The organism is Larsenimonas rhizosphaerae (assembly GCF_023700005.1).
GTDB lineage: Bacteria > Pseudomonadota > Gammaproteobacteria > Pseudomonadales > Halomonadaceae > Larsenimonas > Larsenimonas rhizosphaerae.
Genome location: NZ_JAMLJK010000001.1, coordinates 2,099,823 through 2,118,202 on the forward strand (window position 1 = coordinate 2,099,823; position 18,380 = coordinate 2,118,202).

Annotated in this window: 14 protein-coding genes and 5 tRNA genes; 14 read left to right on the forward strand and 5 right to left on the reverse strand. The window is 57.4% G+C overall.

Going from position 1 to position 18,380, the window contains the following annotated elements; genetic code table 11:
• The first annotated feature begins 39 nt into the window (after positions 1 to 39).
• The 9 genes from NAT21_RS09625 (at position 40) to NAT21_RS09665 (ending at position 7,010) form a co-directional block, all read left to right on the forward strand.
• Positions 40 to 1,782: a tetratricopeptide repeat protein gene (locus tag NAT21_RS09625; protein ID WP_250937792.1), complete on the forward strand. Its 1,743-nt coding sequence runs from the start codon at positions 40 to 42 to the stop codon at positions 1,780 to 1,782.
• Positions 1,783 to 1,786: 4 nt separating this feature from the next.
• Positions 1,787 to 2,389, forward strand: a complete 603-nt coding sequence (lolB, locus tag NAT21_RS09630; RefSeq protein WP_250937795.1) for a lipoprotein insertase outer membrane protein LolB — start codon at positions 1,787 to 1,789, stop codon at positions 2,387 to 2,389.
• A complete protein-coding gene (gene ispE / locus NAT21_RS09635; protein ID WP_250937798.1) occupies positions 2,386 to 3,255 on the forward strand; it encodes a 4-(cytidine 5'-diphospho)-2-C-methyl-D-erythritol kinase in 870 nt (289 codons plus the stop codon). The genes lolB and ispE overlap by 4 nt, the downstream gene beginning before the upstream one ends.
• Positions 3,256 to 3,276: 21 nt before the next feature.
• Positions 3,277 to 3,351: transfer RNA gene (locus NAT21_RS09640), tRNA-Gln, on the forward strand.
• A 79-nt stretch (positions 3,352 to 3,430) separates the two neighbouring features.
• Complete coding sequence (locus tag NAT21_RS09645; protein WP_250937799.1) at positions 3,431 to 4,372, forward strand: ribose-phosphate pyrophosphokinase; 942 nt, start codon at positions 3,431 to 3,433, stop codon at positions 4,370 to 4,372.
• Between the two features lie 109 nt (positions 4,373 to 4,481).
• Complete coding sequence (locus tag NAT21_RS09650; protein WP_250937800.1) at positions 4,482 to 5,132, forward strand: 50S ribosomal protein L25/general stress protein Ctc; 651 nt, start codon at positions 4,482 to 4,484, stop codon at positions 5,130 to 5,132.
• A 16-nt stretch (positions 5,133 to 5,148) separates the two neighbouring features.
• The gene (gene pth / locus NAT21_RS09655; RefSeq protein ID WP_250937801.1) at positions 5,149 to 5,730 is read left to right on the forward strand and encodes an aminoacyl-tRNA hydrolase; all 582 of its coding nucleotides are present in this window, start codon (positions 5,149 to 5,151) and stop codon (positions 5,728 to 5,730) included.
• Positions 5,731 to 5,792: 62 nt separating this feature from the next.
• Positions 5,793 to 6,884: a redox-regulated ATPase YchF gene (ychF, locus tag NAT21_RS09660; RefSeq protein WP_250937802.1), complete on the forward strand. Its 1,092-nt coding sequence runs from the start codon at positions 5,793 to 5,795 to the stop codon at positions 6,882 to 6,884.
• A gap of 49 nt (positions 6,885 to 6,933) precedes the next feature.
• Positions 6,934 to 7,010: transfer RNA gene (locus tag NAT21_RS09665), tRNA-Met, on the forward strand.
• 46 nt (positions 7,011 to 7,056) lie between these two features.
• Here the strand turns inward: NAT21_RS09665 and NAT21_RS09670 are convergent.
• Positions 7,057 to 8,361, reverse strand: coding sequence for a M18 family aminopeptidase (locus NAT21_RS09670; RefSeq protein WP_250937803.1), 1,305 nt, complete (start codon positions 8,359 to 8,361; stop codon positions 7,057 to 7,059).
• Positions 8,362 to 8,486: 125 nt separating this feature from the next.
• On the opposite strand from NAT21_RS09670, the gene NAT21_RS09675 reads away from it, so the two are divergent.
• On the forward strand, positions 8,487 to 10,526 hold the full coding sequence (locus tag NAT21_RS09675) for a carboxy terminal-processing peptidase (protein WP_250937806.1): 2,040 nt from the start codon (positions 8,487 to 8,489) through the stop codon (positions 10,524 to 10,526).
• A gap of 67 nt (positions 10,527 to 10,593) precedes the next feature.
• Here NAT21_RS09675 and NAT21_RS09680 read toward each other — a convergent pair whose 3' ends face one another.
• From NAT21_RS09680 to NAT21_RS09695, 4 genes are all read right to left on the reverse strand, one after another.
• Positions 10,594 to 10,785: a hypothetical protein gene (locus NAT21_RS09680; RefSeq protein ID WP_250937809.1), complete on the reverse strand. Its 192-nt coding sequence runs from the start codon at positions 10,783 to 10,785 to the stop codon at positions 10,594 to 10,596.
• A 319-nt stretch (positions 10,786 to 11,104) separates the two neighbouring features.
• A tRNA-Asn gene (locus tag NAT21_RS09685) sits at positions 11,105 to 11,180 on the reverse strand.
• Positions 11,181 to 11,220: 40 nt separating this feature from the next.
• Positions 11,221 to 11,296 (reverse strand) — tRNA-Asn (locus NAT21_RS09690).
• 110 nt (positions 11,297 to 11,406) lie between these two features.
• Positions 11,407 to 11,483: transfer RNA gene (locus NAT21_RS09695), tRNA-Met, on the reverse strand.
• A 295-nt stretch (positions 11,484 to 11,778) separates the two neighbouring features.
• Here NAT21_RS09695 and betI point away from each other — a divergent pair.
• The 4 genes from betI (at position 11,779) to NAT21_RS09715 (ending at position 18,309) form a co-directional block, all read left to right on the forward strand.
• Entirely contained in the window at positions 11,779 to 12,402 is a 624-nt protein-coding gene (gene betI, locus NAT21_RS09700) for a transcriptional regulator BetI (RefSeq protein WP_250937812.1), read from the forward strand.
• A 44-nt stretch (positions 12,403 to 12,446) separates the two neighbouring features.
• The gene (betB, locus tag NAT21_RS09705; protein WP_250937815.1) at positions 12,447 to 13,916 is read left to right on the forward strand and encodes a betaine-aldehyde dehydrogenase; all 1,470 of its coding nucleotides are present in this window, start codon (positions 12,447 to 12,449) and stop codon (positions 13,914 to 13,916) included.
• A 76-nt stretch (positions 13,917 to 13,992) separates the two neighbouring features.
• A complete protein-coding gene (betA, locus tag NAT21_RS09710) occupies positions 13,993 to 15,678 on the forward strand; it encodes a choline dehydrogenase (protein WP_250937817.1) in 1,686 nt (561 codons plus the stop codon).
• Between the two features lie 180 nt (positions 15,679 to 15,858).
• A complete protein-coding gene (locus NAT21_RS09715) occupies positions 15,859 to 18,309 on the forward strand; it encodes an acyl-CoA dehydrogenase (protein ID WP_250937820.1) in 2,451 nt (816 codons plus the stop codon).
• Positions 18,310 to 18,380 lie beyond the last annotated feature (71 nt).

Here is an 18,380-nt window from a genome sequence, read left to right on the forward strand (position 1 = left end):
TCGCCTGCACTGAACAAACACCTAATATACGAGGGCTGGATGGGCATTCGCACATTGTTCTTTCCTATAGTTGCCATTGGTCTGGGCACCTTGAACGGCTGCGCCGCACCGGCCACGCCCTCCGCCTTTTCCGATCGTCAGCTCATGTATACGCCGAATGATTCCGACCGAAGCGCTGATCTGGAAAGGCTGTTGACCGCCGAACTGGCGGCCTCCCGCGGCCAGTTTGAAACGGCCACCAGGGAGTACCTGAGCCATGGCGAGCGCATGACTACACCCGCCATGGCGGAGCGGGCCACGCGACTGGCCGGGCAGACCAATGATGAGCTGCTGCTGCGCCAGACCGCCAGCCTGTGGGCTGAAGTCGCCCCTGCCAACCCTCTTCCACGACATATACTGGCGGAGCTGGCAGGAAGTAACAGGGACTGGCCAGAAGCACTGACGCTGTTGCTGACATTACCCCCGGATGAGCGCCCTACCCTGGCTGGTTTCATTGATAACGCCATTCATCATGGGGCCGATGCCAAAGGCTTCATACCGCCTCTCCAGCGACACATCGCCGCACACCCGACGGATCAGGAAGCTCGTCTGGCGCTGATTCTGGCCGACATCCATGCTGACAGACTGGACGTGGCCCGACAGCGTTATCAGCAAGAGCGTCCGGAGAGCATCCGGTCAACAGGCGTCAACTACTGGCTGGTAGGGCAGCAACTCTGGCTCGCCGACCGGCAGCCGGATCGGGCCATTGCCTCGGCCCGCGCGGGCCTTGCGGTGCATCCGAATGATTACCGACTGACAGTGGCACTGATTCAGGCACGTCTCGCCGCCGGAGAGCCTGAACGCACCCGCCCACTGACGGCGCAACTGCTGGCCCGAACAGATGACGATACCAGCCTGCGCCTGTCACTGGCCCGGCTTCACCTGGGATACAAGGCTCCCGAACAGGCCATGGCACTGCTATCCCCCCTGCTGGACACGGATCAACCGGAGGGCCTGCTGCTGGCCGCCTCGGCAGCCACCCAGCAGAACAATCCTTCACAGGCACTGGTCTATTATGAGCGCATCCCTGAAGGTAGTGCATTCATGGCAGCCCAACGGCAGGCCGTAGCCCTGTTGCTGGACATCAATCAGCCTGATGACGCCGTGGCATGGCTGCAGGCGCAACGGGATCGTCATCCACACTACCTTGCCGAACTGGCAGCCAGCCAGGTAGCCCTGCTGGATCGCCTCGACGCACCCGGGCAGGGCGATCAGCTGCTGAACGACCTGATAGACAATCACCCCGATCACAATGACGACCTTCTTTACCTTCGCGCCATGCGTCGCCTGAACCAGCAAAAAACAGGTCCGGCCCTTGACGATCTTCGTCTTCTGGTCGAGCGCCACCCCGACCAGCCTCACCTTCTCAACGCCTACGGATACACTCTGGCCGACCTTACTGACCGGTCCAGGGAGGCCATCGCACTCCTTGAAAAGGCACACCGGCTCGCCCCGGATGACCCGGCCATTCAGGACAGCCTGGGCTGGGCTTATACCCGTGCGGGTCGTTATCGAGAGGGAATCCTGTTGCTCAAACAGGCCTACAACGACATGCCGGACGAAGAACTTGCCGCCCATCTGGCCGAAGCCCTGTGGCTGGACAGGCATCGCCCGCAGGCACTTGCCGTTATCAACGATGCCCTTGAGCGTTTTGAAGAACACCCTACACTGGACGACCTGTTGTCACGTCACCCGAGCCTGAGGCCGGAACAGGGCATATTCTCCACCCAGATACACGAGTAGCTGCATGACACGTTCATTACCGCTGATAACCCTTGTTGCCCTGCTGGCCGGCTGCGCCACTCAGGCTCCTGGCCCCAACGGCACGCGCCATGTCGGGGACTGGAAAAACCAGCAGACCACGCTGGATGAGCTGGATACGTGGAAGCTCGCAGGCAAGGTAGGCCTGCGTGCGCCTGACACCCATCAGAGTGCCAACCTGGACTGGACACAACAGGCCAGCCATTATCGCCTGCTGCTGACCGGCCCCTTCGGCGCGGGTCGCACCGTGCTGGATGGCAAGCCCGGCCAGGTCACTCTGACCAATGGCGATGGAGAGTTCAGCGCTCCGACGCCGGAAGCCCTGATGCAGGAGCGTCTTGGCTGGTCGCTACCGGTCTCATCGCTGGATCACTGGATCAAGGCGCGCCCCGCCCCGGGCAGCGAATCGCATATCGAACGAGATGATCTGGGCTTTCCGGCCACATTGAGTCAGGCCGGATGGGTCATTACCTACAAGCGCTGGACTCTGGTTGACGGCCTGTGGCTACCGGGCCGAATCACCATGACCCAGGGCGACATCCGTGCCGTACTGGTCGTAACCAACTGGCAGCCGGGAGCCTCGCCGTGAGCACGTTGTCCCTGCCCTGCCCGGCGAAACTGAACCTGATGCTGAATATCACCGGGCGGCGCTCCGATGGATACCACCTGCTGCAGACCCTTTTTCAGCTGCTTGATTACGGTGACACGCTGCACTTTCGCGACTCGGCCACCCCCGGCATACAGCTCGCCTCATCGATCGAGGGCGTAGCCCATGAGGACAATCTGATCGTTAGAGCGGCCAATGCCCTGATCGACTACACGGGAACCTCCCGGGGCGCCCTGCTTGATCTGAAAAAGCGTCTGCCCATGGGCGGTGGGCTCGGCGGCGGCAGCTCCGATGCAGCAACCACTCTGGTCGGGCTTAACCAGCTCTGGTCACTGGGGCTTTCCCTCGACGTGCTGGCCCGACTTGCAGAGCCTCTGGGCGCGGATGTACCGGTATTTGTTCGCGGGTACAGCGCCTGGGCAGAGGGCATTGGCGAGCGACTGGAGCCAGTCACCCTGCCAGAGCAATGGTTTGTGGTCCTTCACCCCGGGCCACACGTATCGACTGCCTCCCTGTTTTCAAGGCCGGACCTGCCCAGAAATACGCCACCAATCTCGCGCGACCAGGCCCTCACCCTGACCCATAACGACTGCGAGCAAGTCGCCCGACGCCTCTATCCTGAAATCGATGATGCCCTGACGTGGCTTGCGCCCTTCGGGCCTGCCCGACTGACAGGCACAGGCGCCTGTGTATTCTGCCCCTTGACGTCGGAGCAAGAGGCCGCTAACATTCTGCGCCGTATTCAGCAGGAGCGTGACACCCACGATGGTCGCCGGCAATGGCAGGCATTTGTGGCGAAAGGCTGTAATACTTCTCCCCTTCACATTACCGTGGACAGCCCCGGATAATGTGACTGGCAGACGACGTGTTGGGGTATAGCCAAGTGGTAAGGCACCGGTTTCTGGTATCGGCATTCCCAGGTTCGAATCCTGGTACCCCAGCCATTTACTTGATAACGTCTGGCTCAGTCTCGTTCTACCTGTTTCCTTATACGACTCCATTAGCGTCCAAAGGTGGCTGCGCGTGTCTAAATTGATGGTTTTCGCGGGGAACGCCAACCCCGAACTCGCCCGTAAAGTTGCAGAATGTCTCGATAACAGACTCGGCCATGCAACAGTTGGTCAGTTCAGTGATGGGGAAATCGCCGTTGAAATCAATGAAAATGTTCGCGGCAAGGACGTGTTCATTCTTCAATCTACCTGCTCCCCTACCAATGACAACCTGATGGAACTGATCCTGATGGTGGATGCGCTGCGTCGTGCATCGGCCACACGGATCACGGCTGTCGTACCCTACTTCGGGTATGCACGCCAGGACCGGCGCGTACGCTCAGCCCGCGTCCCCATCTCTGCCAAGCTGGTTGCCGACATGATGGTCAAGGCCGGTGTTGACCGTGTCATGACCATGGATCTTCACGCCGATCAGATTCAGGGCTTTTTCGACGTGCCCGTCGACAACGTCTACGGCTCTCCGATCCTTCTGGATGACATCGAACGCCAGAACTATGACGACATCGTCATCGTTTCGCCCGATGTCGGCGGCGTGGTACGTGCCCGAGCAATCGCCAAGCAGCTCAATACCGATCTTGCCATCATCGACAAGCGTCGCCCTCAGGCCAACCAGGCTCAGGTAATGCACATCATCGGCGAGATCAAGGATCGTACCTGTATTCTTGTCGACGACATGGTCGATACTGCCGGCACCCTGTGCAAGGCTGCCGAGGCACTCAAGGCCCACCAGGCTCGTCGCGTGGTGGCCTACGCCACTCACCCGATCCTGTCCGGCCCGGCCGTGGACAACATCAGCCAGTCCAAGCTCGATGAACTGGTCGTTGGTGACACTATTCCACTGTCGGAACATGCCCGCAGAAGCGGCAGAATCCGGCAGCTAAGCATGGCGGGACTGATCGCGGAAGCGATACGTCGCGTCAGCAATGAAGAATCCGTCAGCGCCATGTTCCACTAGGCACTGAGGTACTGGCGCCGCGCCATCGCGGCGCCTTTTTGGCGGAAACGGACAGTCTGGTCGCGGACAGCCGTTTTCGCCTTCATCATTTAAAGTGAGTAAATAAACCATGTCACAGCAATTCATTCTGAACTCTCACGTTCGCAGCGAGCTGGGGAAAGGTGCGAGCCGCCGCCTGCGTCGCAAGAACGATTTCGTTGCCGCTATCGTCTACGGCGGTGAAGCTGCACCGCAGCCGATCGCCATCGACAAGCCCGCCTTCTACAAGGCCATCGAAAGCGAATCCTTCTTCTCCTCCATCATTACGCTGGACATTGAAGGCAAGAAGGAAAGCGTGGTTGTACGCGACCTGCAGCGTCACCCGTACAAGCCGCTGATTACGCATGCCGACTTCCTGCGCGTTGATGCTACTCACGAACTGACCACGACGGTTCCGCTGCACTTCGCCAACGACACCACCTGCAAGGGCGTGAAGGACGAAGGCGGTGTACTGCACGTTCTGAACAACGACGTTGAAATCAGCTGCCTGCCGAAGGACCTGCCGGAATACCTGGAAGTGGACGTGGCCGACCTGAGCATGGGCGACACCCTGCACCTGTCCGACATCAAACTGCCTTCCGGCGTATCTCTGGTTGCACTGAGCCACGGCGACGAAGACGCTGACTACGGCATCGTCAGTGTAACGCACGCAAGCCCGGGTACCGAGAGTGACGACGACGGTACCGGCGAAGCTGCCGATAGCGACGCCAGCGAAAGCTGAGTATAAGGACGCCTGCATGACGGACATTCGTGTATTGGTTGGTCTGGGAAACCCCGGCCAGCAGTATGAACTGACCCGACATAACGCAGGCGTCTGGTTTATCGAAGCCCTGGCAGGGCACTGCGGCACATCACTGCGCCCGGAAAAGAAATTTTTCGGCCAGTATGCCAAGGTCTCCTTTCAGGGCATCGAACTTCACCTCCTGGTCCCCACGACCTACATGAATCGCAGCGGTCAGGCCGTTGCCGCCCTTGCCAATTTCTTCAAGCTGCCCCCGGAAGCCTTTCTCGTCGCCCACGATGAGCTGGACATTCCCACGGGCCAGGCCCGCCTCAAGCAGGGTGGTGGCCATGGCGGACACAACGGACTTCGCGACATTATCAGTGCTACGGGCAATAACGCCGGCTTCATGCGCCTGCGCCTTGGCATAGATCACCCCGGCCAGGCAAAACTGGTCACCAATTACGTATTGAGCGCTCCCGGCAAGGCAGAGCGCCAGGCCATCGATGCCGCCATTGACGCTGCCATCGACTCCCTCCCCGCATTATTAAGCGGCGACAAGGCTCGCGCCATGAACCATCTTCATAGCGTAAAGTAACGCCTTGTCCGGTCAGCAGCCTTCCTTTTTACCCGTTTCAACACGACATACAGGATGACAGCATGGGTTTTAACTGCGGCATTGTCGGTCTCCCCAACGTCGGCAAATCGACACTGTTCAATGCATTGACCAAATCAGGCATCGACGCCGAAAACTTTCCCTTCTGCACCATCGAGCCCAACACCGGCATCGTACCGGTACCGGATCCACGCCAGGAAACCCTGGCAGGAATCGTCAAGCCGGAACGTACAATCCCGACCACCATGGAGTTCGTGGATATTGCAGGCCTCGTGGCAGGCGCATCCAAGGGTGAAGGTCTGGGCAACCAGTTTCTGGCCAACATCCGCGAAACCGACGCCATTGCTCACGTGGTGCGCTGTTTCGATAACGATAACGTTATCCATGTAGCCAACCAGGTGGACCCGACGGCCGATATCGAGACAATCAATATCGAGCTGGCTCTGGCAGACCTGGACAGCGTTGAGCGCGCCATTACCCGTCTGGCACGGGCCGCCAAGGGGGGCGACAAGGATGCTGTTACGACAAAGGCCATTCTTGAACGCATCCAGCCGCACCTCGCCGAAGGCCAGCCGCTGAGAAGCTTCGCACTCGACAGCGATGAGCTTTCACAGCTCAAGGGGTTCGGCTTCCTGACCCTCAAGCCGACCATGTACATTGCCAACGTCAATGAAGATGGCTTTGACAACAACCCCTATCTCGATATCGTGCGCGCCATTGCAGAACAGGAAGGCGCAGTAGTAGTTCCGGTCTGCAACAAGCTGGAATCCGAAATTGCCGAGCTGGATGACGAAGAACGTGGCATGTTTCTGGAAGAGCTCGGCATGAGCGAACCCGGGCTTGATCGGGTCATTCGTGCAGGCTATGACCTGCTGGGCCTTCAGACCTACTTCACGGCAGGCGTCAAGGAAGTACGCGCCTGGACCGTCAAGTGTGGCGCCACGGCCCCTCAGGCCGCCGGGGTCATCCACACCGATTTCCAGAAGGGCTTTATCCGCGCCGAAGTAGTTGCCTACGACGATTTCGTGGCAAACAACGGTGAACAGGGGGCGAAGGAAGCCGGAAAATGGCGCTTGGAAGGCAAGGACTACATCGTGAAGGATGGGGACGTCATTCACTTCCGGTTTAACGTCTAAAATCCTTGACTTGGCGGGGTCGGATCCGTATTATCCACCCCCGTTCGACGGCTACGTAGCTCAGCTGGTTAGAGCACATCACTCATAATGATGGGGTCCCCTGTTCGAATCAGGGCGTAGCCACCAGAATTTAAAAACCCGCCTTTTGGCGGGTTTTTTCGTTACTGACTGCTCAGCGATCATTGACGGCAGCAAAAAAGGCCACCAGGGCCCGAATGAGATATTCGGGGTCATGCGCGCCTGCCGTTTCACGAATTGAATGCATGGCCCACTGAGGCAATCCGACATCGATAACCGGGATTCCGAGGGCCGTGGCCGTAATCGGACCGATGGTGCTGCCACACCCCATATCAGCTCGCGTCACAAATTCCTGCACCGGTACCTCGGCCATGGCGCAGGCAGTCCGAAACAGGGCCTGCGTTTGACTGTTGGTCGCATATCGCTGATTGGCATTGACCTTGATTACCGGGCCCCCGTTGATTTTTGGCCCATGATTACCGTCATGCTTCTCCGGGTAATTGGGGTGAAGCGCGTGAGCGTTATCACAGGACACCATGAACGAGCGCTGAATCATGCGCACCCATCCCTCACTTCCCCCTTCGCCAACAGCAGATTCATTGATCCGGGACAGTACGTCACGAAGAAAGCTGCCTTCAGCCCCGCTGGCCGACCCACTACCCACCTCCTCATGATCGTTTGCTACCAGCAATACGGCCTGATCCGGAGACGCCTCACACAGCGCCTGCGTTGCACAAAAACACGACAACAGATTATCCAGCCGCGCACTGGCAACAAGCTCGCCGTCCCAGCCGATACAAGCTGCAGGCTGAGTATCATAAAGGCACAGCTCATGACCCAGCACACACTCTATATCCCCTTCGCCCTGCACCCTCAATAGCTCACGAATCAGATCATCCAGCGTACGGCCTTCACCAACCTGCCACAGCACCGGCGACATCTGGGTCTGTGCATTGAAGGTCCGATTCTTGTTGGCTTCTCGATCCATGTGAATGGCCAACGAAGGTATGACAGCAATTGGCTTCCTGGTATTAATTAATATACCTTCAATTGTCTGATCCGGGCGTCGCACATGCACGCGACCCGCCAGCCCGAGATCACGGTCGAACCAGGGCGCCAGCAAGGCCCCTCCGTACACTTCAATGCCAAGCTGCAACCAGTCATCTGACTGAATCAGAGGATTGGCTTTCAGCCGAAGACAAGGACTGTCGGTATGCGCCCCCATCATGGAAAATCCTTCCAGTGGCTTTTCAGGCAATTGAAATGCAATCAGCGCCGTATCATTGCGGGTAACCATGTATCGGCCCCCCGGTGACAGCGTCCATGCTGACCGCTCATCCAATGCCTGATACCCTGCCTGTGACAATTGATCGGTCATGGTGCTGGTTGCGTGCCACGCCGTCGGAGATGCATCGAGAAACCGACACAAGTGGTCCTGTACCCGGGAAGCTGAAACCATAAAAAAAGCCTCGTGATATGCCTGTTGAATGTTTTGGAAGGCGTCATGAATAAAGCCTGCGCCACGCGCAGACAAGTGCAAGGAATTCAGGAACAAGTGTACATGAAACAGGGAGAGCTTCATTGATGAGCCCACGCGTCGTGGCAAGCCAACTGGCCATTACCCTTCTATGGCTGGCCTTCAGCCTGCCGGCTTCTGCCGCCCCCATCACGTCTACCAGTGAACAACAGCAGGCTTCCAGAGAAGTCAGCGAAGCACTGCGCTATGGCCACTATGACGATGTCACTATGGACCAGGCGTGGTCCAAACGCGCCTTTGAGCGCCTTCTGAAGCTGCTTGACCCTCAACATGTCTACCTGCTGGAAAGCGACATCAATGAATTCAGCGGCCTGGAAGACAGTTTTGGTGATGACATCAAGGAAGGCAACCTGGACCCCATCTACGCCTTTTATGACCGCTTCCAGGACCGCCTTGAAGCCCGACTGAATTACGCCATCAACCAGCTAAGGCAAAAGCCTGTCTTTGACTTTTCAGGCAACGAGCGCATGGTACTGGACCGTGAGGACAGCGACTGGGCAGCCAGCAGCGAGGAACTCGATGCCCTCTGGGACAAGCGCATCAAGAACTCCGCACTGACCATGTCACTGTCAAATACCGCAGATGACGACATCGTCAAACAGCTATTGACCCGCTATGAAAATCAGCTTAACCGTATTCGTCAAACCAAGTCCGAAGACGTGATGAGCGTCATCATGAGCGCCGTTACTGGCTCGATCGACCCTCATACTGAATACCTGTCTCCCAGCCAGGGCGAATCCTTTGATATTCAGATGAAATTGTCACTGGAGGGGATCGGCGCCCTGCTGCAAAGCGAAAACGAATACGTCAAGGTGGCAAGCCTGGTACCCGGCGGCCCGGCCGACAAGGGAGGCGCACTGAAACCCGCCGACCGCATCGTTGCGGTGGGCCAGGGGGAAGACGGCGAAATGACCAATGTGATCGGAATGCGGCTTGATGATGTGGTTGACCTGATTCGAGGCGCAAAAGGCTCTATCGTGCGACTTGAAATCATACCTGCCAAGGCCGTTGATGTGACGCAAACCCACGTCATCAAGATCAAGCGAGATACCGTCAAGCTTGAGGATCAGGCCGCCAAGAGCCAGATTGTCACGCTCGAGCGTGACGGTAGACCGGTCAAGGTAGGCGTTATCACCGTACCCGCCTTCTACGTCGATTTCGAAGCCTGGCAGGCAGGCCGCCAGGACTACCGCAGCACAACCCGTGATGTACGCAAGCTGATCGAGAAGCTCAAGGACCAGGACGTGGAAGGCATTGTGCTCGACTTGCGCAATGATGGCGGTGGCGCCCTTCAGGAAGCCAACTCCATGATCGGCCTGTTCATCGACCGTGGGCCCACGGTACAGGTTCGTGATGCCCGTGGTCGCATCAGCCTCTACGGAGACACCGACCGAGGTGTTGCCTACGACGGGCCACTGGCCGTACTGGTCAACCGACTGTCAGCTTCAGCATCCGAGATTTTTGCAGGCGCCATCCAGGATTACGGACGCGGCATCATCGTAGGCACCCGCACCTTCGGCAAGGGAACCGTTCAGACAATGTCGGATTTGAGCCATGGCGAGCTCAAGATGACACGGGCCAAGTTTTACCGAATCACCGGAAAAAGCACCCAGATGAAAGGCGTCACGCCGGACATCAGCTTCCCGAGCATGCTCGACAGCGAGGAAATCGGTGAAAGCGCACTGGACAACGCCCTGCCCTGGGATACCGTCCGCCCGGTCAACTACCGCCGTTACGGCAATCCGGCACGCTGGATGAGTGAACTTGAAAAACGCCACGAACAGCGCGCATCCAACGATCCCAACTTTCGATACCTCGAGCAGGAAGCACGTCTGGCCAGAAAACTGCGGGAACAGACCAGCTCGGTCAGCCTGAACAAGCGTCAGCGCAAAAACGAAATGGATGCCCAGGAGGCGGAGCAACTCTCGCTCGAGAATCAACGCCGGCGCGCACTGAAACTACCCGAGATAAAGGACTGGACTGACAGCCGCGACGACAAGGACAGCGCCACCCCAATTGACGAGGCTGAACTCAATGAAAGTGCTGCCATCCTTTATGATTACCACCAGCTGATGCAGGACCAGTAATCGATCACTCCATCCTGAAAAAAAGCCGCTGATAGGTATCAGCGGCTTTTTTATTTATTCAATAACATTAGCGGTCCAGCCACACCAGCACGTCCATCATGGTTTGATGATCAATGTCGTACTGAGCCATCAGGGCATCAAGCCGCTTCTTGAACTGCTCATCCACATCGTTGCGAGTATCCAGCCCGCGCAGCAACTCACCCAGTTGCGCATCCAGCGCCCACTTCTCCTTTACGGACAAGACGTTTTCACGAGACATGCGAATCCTTTAACACTACTGTCAGCAATAAAAATCAATACATCAGGGAAACCCGTCAGGAAAGCACAGGCAGTATAAATACCTGCAGGCCCGACCGCGATCTACGCGCCATTGACACGAACGCAGGCCAAACACCAGCGGCCACGGGCAGCTGGTGCTGTTCTTTTAGCAAAGCATACGCTTAAAGGCAAATAAATACAGAAAGGTCAAGCATTATCTACATCAGATAAAACCAAGATCGATGAACGACACTAATGGATATGACAATGAAATTCTTGCAGAACCACAAAAAGGAGATTTACCGGCAGGATTTACAAAATGGCTCCCCGAACAGGACTCGAACCTGTGACCCAATGATTAACAGTCATTTGCTCTACCAACTGAGCTATCGGGGAACATACATATTGTAAATTGTAACTCGGACATCAGGGATAATGGCTCCCCGAACAGGACTCGAACCTGTGACCCAATGATTAACAGTCATTTGCTCTACCAACTGAGCTATCGGGGAATGACGTCCTGAGTACGCGGCGTAGTATAAGGATTTTAAATCGCTCGTCAACACCTGTGGTAATGACGCTCCTTATTTTCTACTACACCCATGGCTTACGCCATTTCAAGTGGTGGCTACGCCCTGATTCGAACAGGGGACCCCATCATTATGAGTGATGTGCTCTAACCAGCTGAGCTACGTAGCCAACAACGGCAAGTATCTTACACCATGGAAATTTACATGCAAGTACTTATTTTTACAGGCCTAACTGTCAAAGCGGGAAAACGCGGAAAACAGGTGCGATCAATGCCCTTTTCTTCTCTGGCGTTTACAGGCCGGCACCGTTCAATGTCTGACCCGATGCGCCGATTTCAGTAAAACAATCCTGCAATGAACACTCGAAACGCCGAACTTCTTTTATTGATTGAACGTTCAATAAAAAATGATACACTGACTGTATTAACGGTAATCCCATTATCGCGATACCCGGGAGCAAGCGCATGCCTAAAGTAGGAATGGAGCCCATCCGCCGCCATCAGTTGATCAAGGCCACCATGGAGGCCATCGATGATGTCGGTCTTGCAGATGCCACCATCGCACGCATTGCATCGCGCGCTGGCGTATCGACCGGCATCATCAGCCATTATTTTGGTGGCAAGGGCGGGCTGCTGGAAGCCACCATGCGCCACATTCTTGCTGATCTGGGCGATGCCGTAAGCCAGCGCCAAAGGATGCTGGGCACCAGTGATCCGCGCGCGCACCTCCGGGCTATCGTTGAAGCCAACTTCGATCGCAGTCAGATCAGCCGCAGCGTCATGAAAACCTGGCTGGCCTTCTGGACCACCAGCATGCACCGGGACGATCTGATGCGGCTGCAGCGCGTCAATGACCGCCGCCTCTACTCCAATCTGTGCTTTCAGTTTCGCAAGAAAATGCCTCGTGACGAGGCCCAGAACGCTGCCCGCGGCCTGGCGGCCCTGATCGACGGATTATGGCTTCGCGGTGCACTGGCACCGGAGGGCCTCAATATCCCCAGGGCGATCTGTATCGCGTTTGATTTCATCGATGAACAATTCAACAAGACAGCCGACCACGCCGGCAACCTGGAACAGGCGTGCCGGTAGTTACCTTTTCAATGACACCTCCATTCAACTCAGGGAGCGATGGTATGAGCGTTTTCGAGACCCAGAAGCTTTACATCAACGGTCAGCACGTAGAAGCGACCTCCGGCGAAACCTTCGACACGATCAACCCGGCAACCGGTGAGGTACTTGCCACTGTGCAGCAGGCATCTCAGGCAGATGTCGACAAGGCCGTCGACGCCGCACGTCAGGGGCAGAAGGTCTGGGCGGCAATGACCGGGATGGAGCGTTCACGCATCCTTCGCCGTGCCGTCACCCTGTTGCGCGAGCGCAATGATGAACTGGCTCGTCTGGAAACCCTTGATACCGGCAAGGCCATGAGCGAAACCACGGCGGTGGATATCGTGACCGGTGCCGATGCCCTTGAATACTACGCAGGCCTGGCTACCGCAGTGGAAGGTCAGCAGATCCCGCTGCGCGAGGATTCCTTCGTATATACCCGCCGCGAGCCGCTCGGTGTCTGTGCCGGCATCGGGGCATGGAACTACCCGATTCAGATTGCCTGCTGGAAGTCTGCTCCGGCTCTAGCAACCGGCAACGCCATGGTATTCAAACCCAGCGAAGTCACGCCGCTGACGGCCATGAAGCTGGCTGAAATCCTTACCGAAGCCGGCCTGCCGGACGGTGTATTCAACGTGGTTCACGGCGATGGCCGTGTTGGCGCCATGCTGACCGAGCATATGGGCATCGACAAGATTTCCTTTACCGGTGAAGTCGGGACCGGCAAGAAGGTCATGGCAGCCTCTGCAGCCTCTTCCCTTAAGGAAGTAACCGTGGAACTGGGTGGCAAGTCACCCCTGATCGTCTTTGCCGACGCCGACATTGATCGCGCCGTTGACGGTGCCATGATGGCCAACTTCTACTCTACCGGTCAGGTCTGCACCAACGGCACACGCGTGTTTGTCGAACGCAGCATCAAGGATGACTTTGAAGCACGTCTTCTTGAGCGCCTCAAGAACATCAGGGCCGGTGACCCACTGAAGGAAGACACCAACTTTGGCCCACTGGTCAGCTTCGAGCATATGGAAAAGGTCATCTCCTATCTGGAGCTTGGCCAGCAGGAAGGCGCACGCCTTCTGGCCGGTGGTCACCGCATGACGGAAGGTGAATTTGCAAAGGGTGCCTACGTTGAAGCCACTGTCTTCACCGATTGCACCGATGACATGCGCATCGTCAGGGAAGAAATCTTCGGGCCGGTCATGTCCATACTCGCCTTCGATGACGAAGAAGAAGTCATTCGCCGCGCCAATGATACCGAATACGGCCTGGCCGCCGGGGTCTTCACTGAAAGCCTGAACCGTGCACATCGAGTCATCCACCGGATGGAAGCCGGCATCTGCTGGGTCAATACCTGGGGTGATTCACCTTCTGAAATGCCGGTCGGTGGGTACAAGCAGTCCGGTGTCGGCCGCGAAAACGGAGTGATCACGCTGGGGCACTATACCCGCGTCAAATCAGTGCAGATCGAAATGGGCCCGTTTGAATCCGCCTTCTGAAATCGGCGGGGCCGGCCTGCCGGCCCCCTTCCCTGCGGTGACGCAACCCACGACGACCTGACACGAGGAATACACCATGGCAGATCGCCAGGAATTTGATTACGTCATTATTGGTGCCGGCTCTGCCGGTAATGTACTGGCCACACGTCTGACCGAGGATCGTGATGTAACGGTACTGCTGCTTGAAGCGGGCGGTCCGGACTATCGACTCGACTTCCGGACCCAGATGCCGGCAGCGCTGGCCTTTCCGCTACAGGGAAAAAGGTACAACTGGGCCTTTGAGACCGACCCCGAACCCCATATGGACAACCGCCGGATGGAGTGTGGTCGTGGCAAGGGGCTGGGCGGCTCATCGCTGATCAATGGCATGTGCTATATCCGGGGTAACGCCATGGATCTCGACAGATGGGCCGAACGGCCAGGCCTGTCGGACTGGACCTATGCAGACTGTCTTCCGTATTACCGCAAGGCAGAAAGCCGTGACATCGGCCCCAACGATTACCACGGCGGCACAGGCCCGGTCAGTGTTGCCACACCCAAACAGGATACCAATCCGCTGAATCTCGCCTTTATTCAGGCCGGTGTCGATGCCGGATATCCGCGCACCGATGACCTGAACGGCTATCAGCAGGAAGGCTTCGGCCCGATGGATCGTACGACAACGCCCAACGGACGCCGTGCCTCTACCGCGAGAGGTTATCTTGATACCGCAAGACAGCGCGATAATCTGACCATTGAAGTACACGCCACCACGGACCGCATTCTGTTCGAGGGCAAGCGGGCGGTAGGCGTTACGTATGATCAGAAAGGCACCCGCAAGGAAGTGCACGCTCGCAAGGAAGTACTGCTGTGTGGTGGAGCCATCGCCTCGCCACAGATTCTGCAGCGCTCGGGAGTAGGCGATCCGGAGTGGCTGAGCGAATTGAACATCGATGTGGTTCATGAACTGCCAGGTGTCGGCAAGAACCTGCAGGATCACCTCGAGATGTACATTCAATATGAATGCAAGAAGCCGATTTCGCTCTACCCGTCGCTGAAAATCCATAACCAGCCCAAAATCGGGCTTGAGTGGATGATGTTCGGCAAGGGCATCGGTGCGAGCAATCAGTTCGAGGCAGGCGCCTTTATCCGCTCGGACGACAACGAAGAATGGCCCAACCTGCAGTACCACTTCCTGCCGATTGCCATCAGCTACAACGGCAAGAGTGCAGTCGAGGCACACGGTTTCCAGGCTCACGTTGGATCCATGCGCTCCAACAGCCGTGGCCGCATCAAGCTGCGCTCCACTGACCCGCATGATGCCCCCAGCATTCTATTCAACTACATGGCCGAAGAGCGCGACTGGGAAGAGTTCCGTGCCGGTATCAGGCTCACACGAAACATCATCAATCAGCCGGCCATGGATGAATTCCGGGGCGAGGAAATTGCGCCTGGAGCGCATGTTCAAAGTGATGAAGAGCTCGATGCCTTCGTACGCGAGCATGCCGAAACGGCCTACCACCCCTGCGGCTCCTGCAGAATGGGTGATGATGACATGGCCGTGGTCGATGGCGAAGGACGAGTACACGGCATGGAAGGGCTTCGCGTGATCGATGCGTCACTGATGCCTGTCATTGTTACCGGCAACCTGAATGCCACCACCATCATGATGGCTGAAAAGCTGGCCGACAAGGTACGGGGACGCGCCCCACTGCCGAAATCCGATGCCGACTATTTCAAGGCAGAAGGCCGGCCGGCCCATGAGGCGCCCAAACGCGCCTGATCCCACCGTCGATCAGACCACTGCCTCATGTCATCAAGGCCCGCCACTGGCGGGCCTTTCCGTTTGATATTGACTGAAGAAATCAGCAGCATCTTCTACACCTTTAGCAGGGCTTGGCAGTACAGTGGTTTCTCCTCTACAGTGATTCAAACGACCGTTTAAATATACCGGGAGCCCGCCATGATAACCTTGCTCATCCTAGTGATCACCGCAGGAGCCACCCTGTGGTTACTGGCTCGAGAAGCGGGTGCCAAACCCGTAATGAGCCTTTTCCTCGTGCTGGGAACCGTGGCCCTGTTCCTGCATGCCTGGGTCATAGGAGTGCTCTGGTGGTTGATCGGTATTACCCTGGTCGTCTGCGGCCTTAAAAACGTTCGCCGCCACTGGCTGACGCCCAGACTTTTCAATCTGTTCAAACAGGTGGCCCCCCGGGTTTCGGAAACCGAGCGTATTGCCCTGGAAGCCGGCACGGTATTCTGGGATGGCGAGCTGTTCAGCGGTCGCCCCCAGTGGAACCGGCTGTTCGATCAACGCTGTGACGACTTTACGGAAGAGGAACAGGCTTTCATCGATCATCAGTGCAGCGTGGCTGCCAGCATGTGTAATGCCTGGGAAATTTCAAGAGAGAGAGCCGACCTGCCTGAAGAGCTCTGGGCCTACCTCAAGCGCGAACGTTTCTTCGGCATGATCATTCCGAAACAGTACGGCGGCCTGGGCTTTTCAGCCAGGGCGCAATCTGCCGTACTGCAAAAGCTGTCGATCGATGAAACCCTGATGGTGACGGTCGGCGTGCCCAACTCACTCGGGCCTGGCGAGCTACTGATGAAATACGGCACCGAGGAGCAGAAGAATCACTACCTGCCCCGGCTGGCCGACGGCCGTGAAATTCCCTGTTTCGGGCTGACCGGACCGCGTGCCGGCAGTGATGCGACCTCCATTCCTGATATCGGCCAGGTGTGCCGTCGAATGTTCAAAGGCAAGGAAACCCTGGGCATTGCACTGACCTTTGAAAAGCGCTGGATTACTCTGGCCCCCATCGCCACCGTGGTCGGGCTGGCCTTCCGCCTTTTCGACCCGGAAAAACTGCTGAGTGACATTGAAGATCGGGGCATTACCTGCGCCCTGGTCCCCCGTGACACCGACGGCCTGTCCATCGGCCGCCGCCATCACCCGATCGGCAGCCCGTTCATGAACGGTCCGATTCGCGGCAAGGACGTTTTCATTCCGCTGGACTGGGTCATTGGCGGACCGGACATGGTCGGCCAGGGCTGGAGGATGCTGGTCGAGTGCCTGTCCATCGGACGCTGTATCACCCTGCCGTCAGGATCCAGTGGTGAGGGCCGCTATCTGGTGGGACATGCCGGTGGCTACACGCGCATTCGCCGTCAGTTCAACCAACCGGTGGCCGATATGGAAGGTGTACAGGAAGCCCTCGCTCGACTGGCCAGCCGAGCCTACATTGCACAGGCGGCCGTGATGCATACGGCCAACATGATCGACCACGGCATCAAGCCGGCGGTGCCCTCCGTGATCATCAAGACGCATCTGACCGAGATGGCACGCCAGATGATGATTGATGCGATGGATGTCCATGGCGGCAGGGCCGTAACGCTTGGACCGCGTAACTACATCGGGCTGGCCTTTGCAGCCACGCCGGTATTGATCACGGTAGAAGGGGCCAACATCATGGGGCGCAGCCTGATGATCTTCGGTCAGGGCGCCATTCGCTGCCATCCTTACGTGCTCAAGGAGCTGGCGGCCAAGGATCAGGATGACCTGATTGCCTTTGATGGTGCCGTGTTCAGTCACATCGGGTTTGTGGCCGGCAACGGGGCTCGAAGCCTGCTGCATGGTCTGGGACTGACCAGACCCGCTTCCAGCATCGATGCTACCCTTGCATCGCATGCGCGGGCCATCGACCGACTGAGCAGTGGCTTTGCCCTGTGTGCCGATGCTGCCATGGGATCACTGGGCAGCCAGCTCAAGCGGCGTGAGATGCTCTCGGCTCGACTCGGTGACACCCTGTCCAACCTTTATCTGGCCTCGATGGTCATCAAGCAGGCCAATGAGCGCGCTCTGGTGGAAGAAGAACACGGCCTATTGAATTTCAGCCTCGACCGGCTGCTCTACAATGCCGAAAAGGGATTGATCGACTTTCTCGCCAACCTGCCCAACCGAGCACTGGCCACAATATTGAAGCCGTTGATCTTCCCCCTTGGGCGGCGTCACCAGATCCCCTCGGACCAGGTTGCCCGGCGCATTGCTCAGGCCATTTCGACCGACACACCACTTCGTCATCGCCTGACCGAACTGACCTGGGACACATGGCAGGAAGGCGATCGCGAAAATCCGCTGTATCGTTACAACTGCCTGCTCAGGGATCAGGCTCGGGCAGAACCGCTTTATAAAAAGCTTCAGAAGGCTCAATCCCGGGGTGATATACCGGCCCACAAGCTGCACCCCGAGCAACGGATTGAAGCCGGTATCGCCAGTGGTCTGCTCAGTGCCGAAGAAGGCGAATTCATGATTGCCTTCGAAACCGAGGTACTGGACATGCTGACCGTCGATGACTTCGACTTTGATGCCTTTGCACTGGATAAACATCACAGCAGCGCTCATCACTTCGAGTGACCCCACCGCGGCAGGATGCCTTGTTATCCTGCCGTTTGTTTATGGCATTTCCTTCAGGTTTGTTTTCCTAC

Excerpts from the sequence above, each read along its gene's own strand:
- NAT21_RS09625 (WP_250937792.1), top strand. The coding sequence starts at position 40 with ATGGGCATTCGCACATTGTTCTTTCCTATAGTTGCCATTGGTCTGGGC.
- lolB (WP_250937795.1), top strand. The coding sequence starts at position 1,787 with ATGACACGTTCATTACCGCTGATAACCCTTGTTGCCCTGCTGGCCGGC.
- NAT21_RS09650 (WP_250937800.1), top strand. The coding sequence starts at position 4,482 with ATGTCACAGCAATTCATTCTGAACTCTCACGTTCGCAGCGAGCTGGGG.
- pth (WP_250937801.1), top strand. The coding sequence starts at position 5,149 with ATGACGGACATTCGTGTATTGGTTGGTCTGGGAAACCCCGGCCAGCAG.
- ychF (WP_250937802.1), top strand. The coding sequence starts at position 5,793 with ATGGGTTTTAACTGCGGCATTGTCGGTCTCCCCAACGTCGGCAAATCG.
- NAT21_RS09670 (WP_250937803.1), bottom strand. The coding sequence starts at position 8,361 with ATGGTTTCAGCTTCCCGGGTACAGGACCACTTGTGTCGGTTTCTCGAT.
- NAT21_RS09675 (WP_250937806.1), top strand. The coding sequence starts at position 8,487 with ATGAGCCCACGCGTCGTGGCAAGCCAACTGGCCATTACCCTTCTATGG.
- NAT21_RS09680 (WP_250937809.1), bottom strand. The coding sequence starts at position 10,785 with ATGTCTCGTGAAAACGTCTTGTCCGTAAAGGAGAAGTGGGCGCTGGAT.
- betI (WP_250937812.1), top strand. The coding sequence starts at position 11,779 with ATGCCTAAAGTAGGAATGGAGCCCATCCGCCGCCATCAGTTGATCAAG.
- betB (WP_250937815.1), top strand. The coding sequence starts at position 12,447 with ATGAGCGTTTTCGAGACCCAGAAGCTTTACATCAACGGTCAGCACGTA.
- betA (WP_250937817.1), top strand. The coding sequence starts at position 13,993 with ATGGCAGATCGCCAGGAATTTGATTACGTCATTATTGGTGCCGGCTCT.
- NAT21_RS09715 (WP_250937820.1), top strand. The coding sequence starts at position 15,859 with ATGATAACCTTGCTCATCCTAGTGATCACCGCAGGAGCCACCCTGTGG.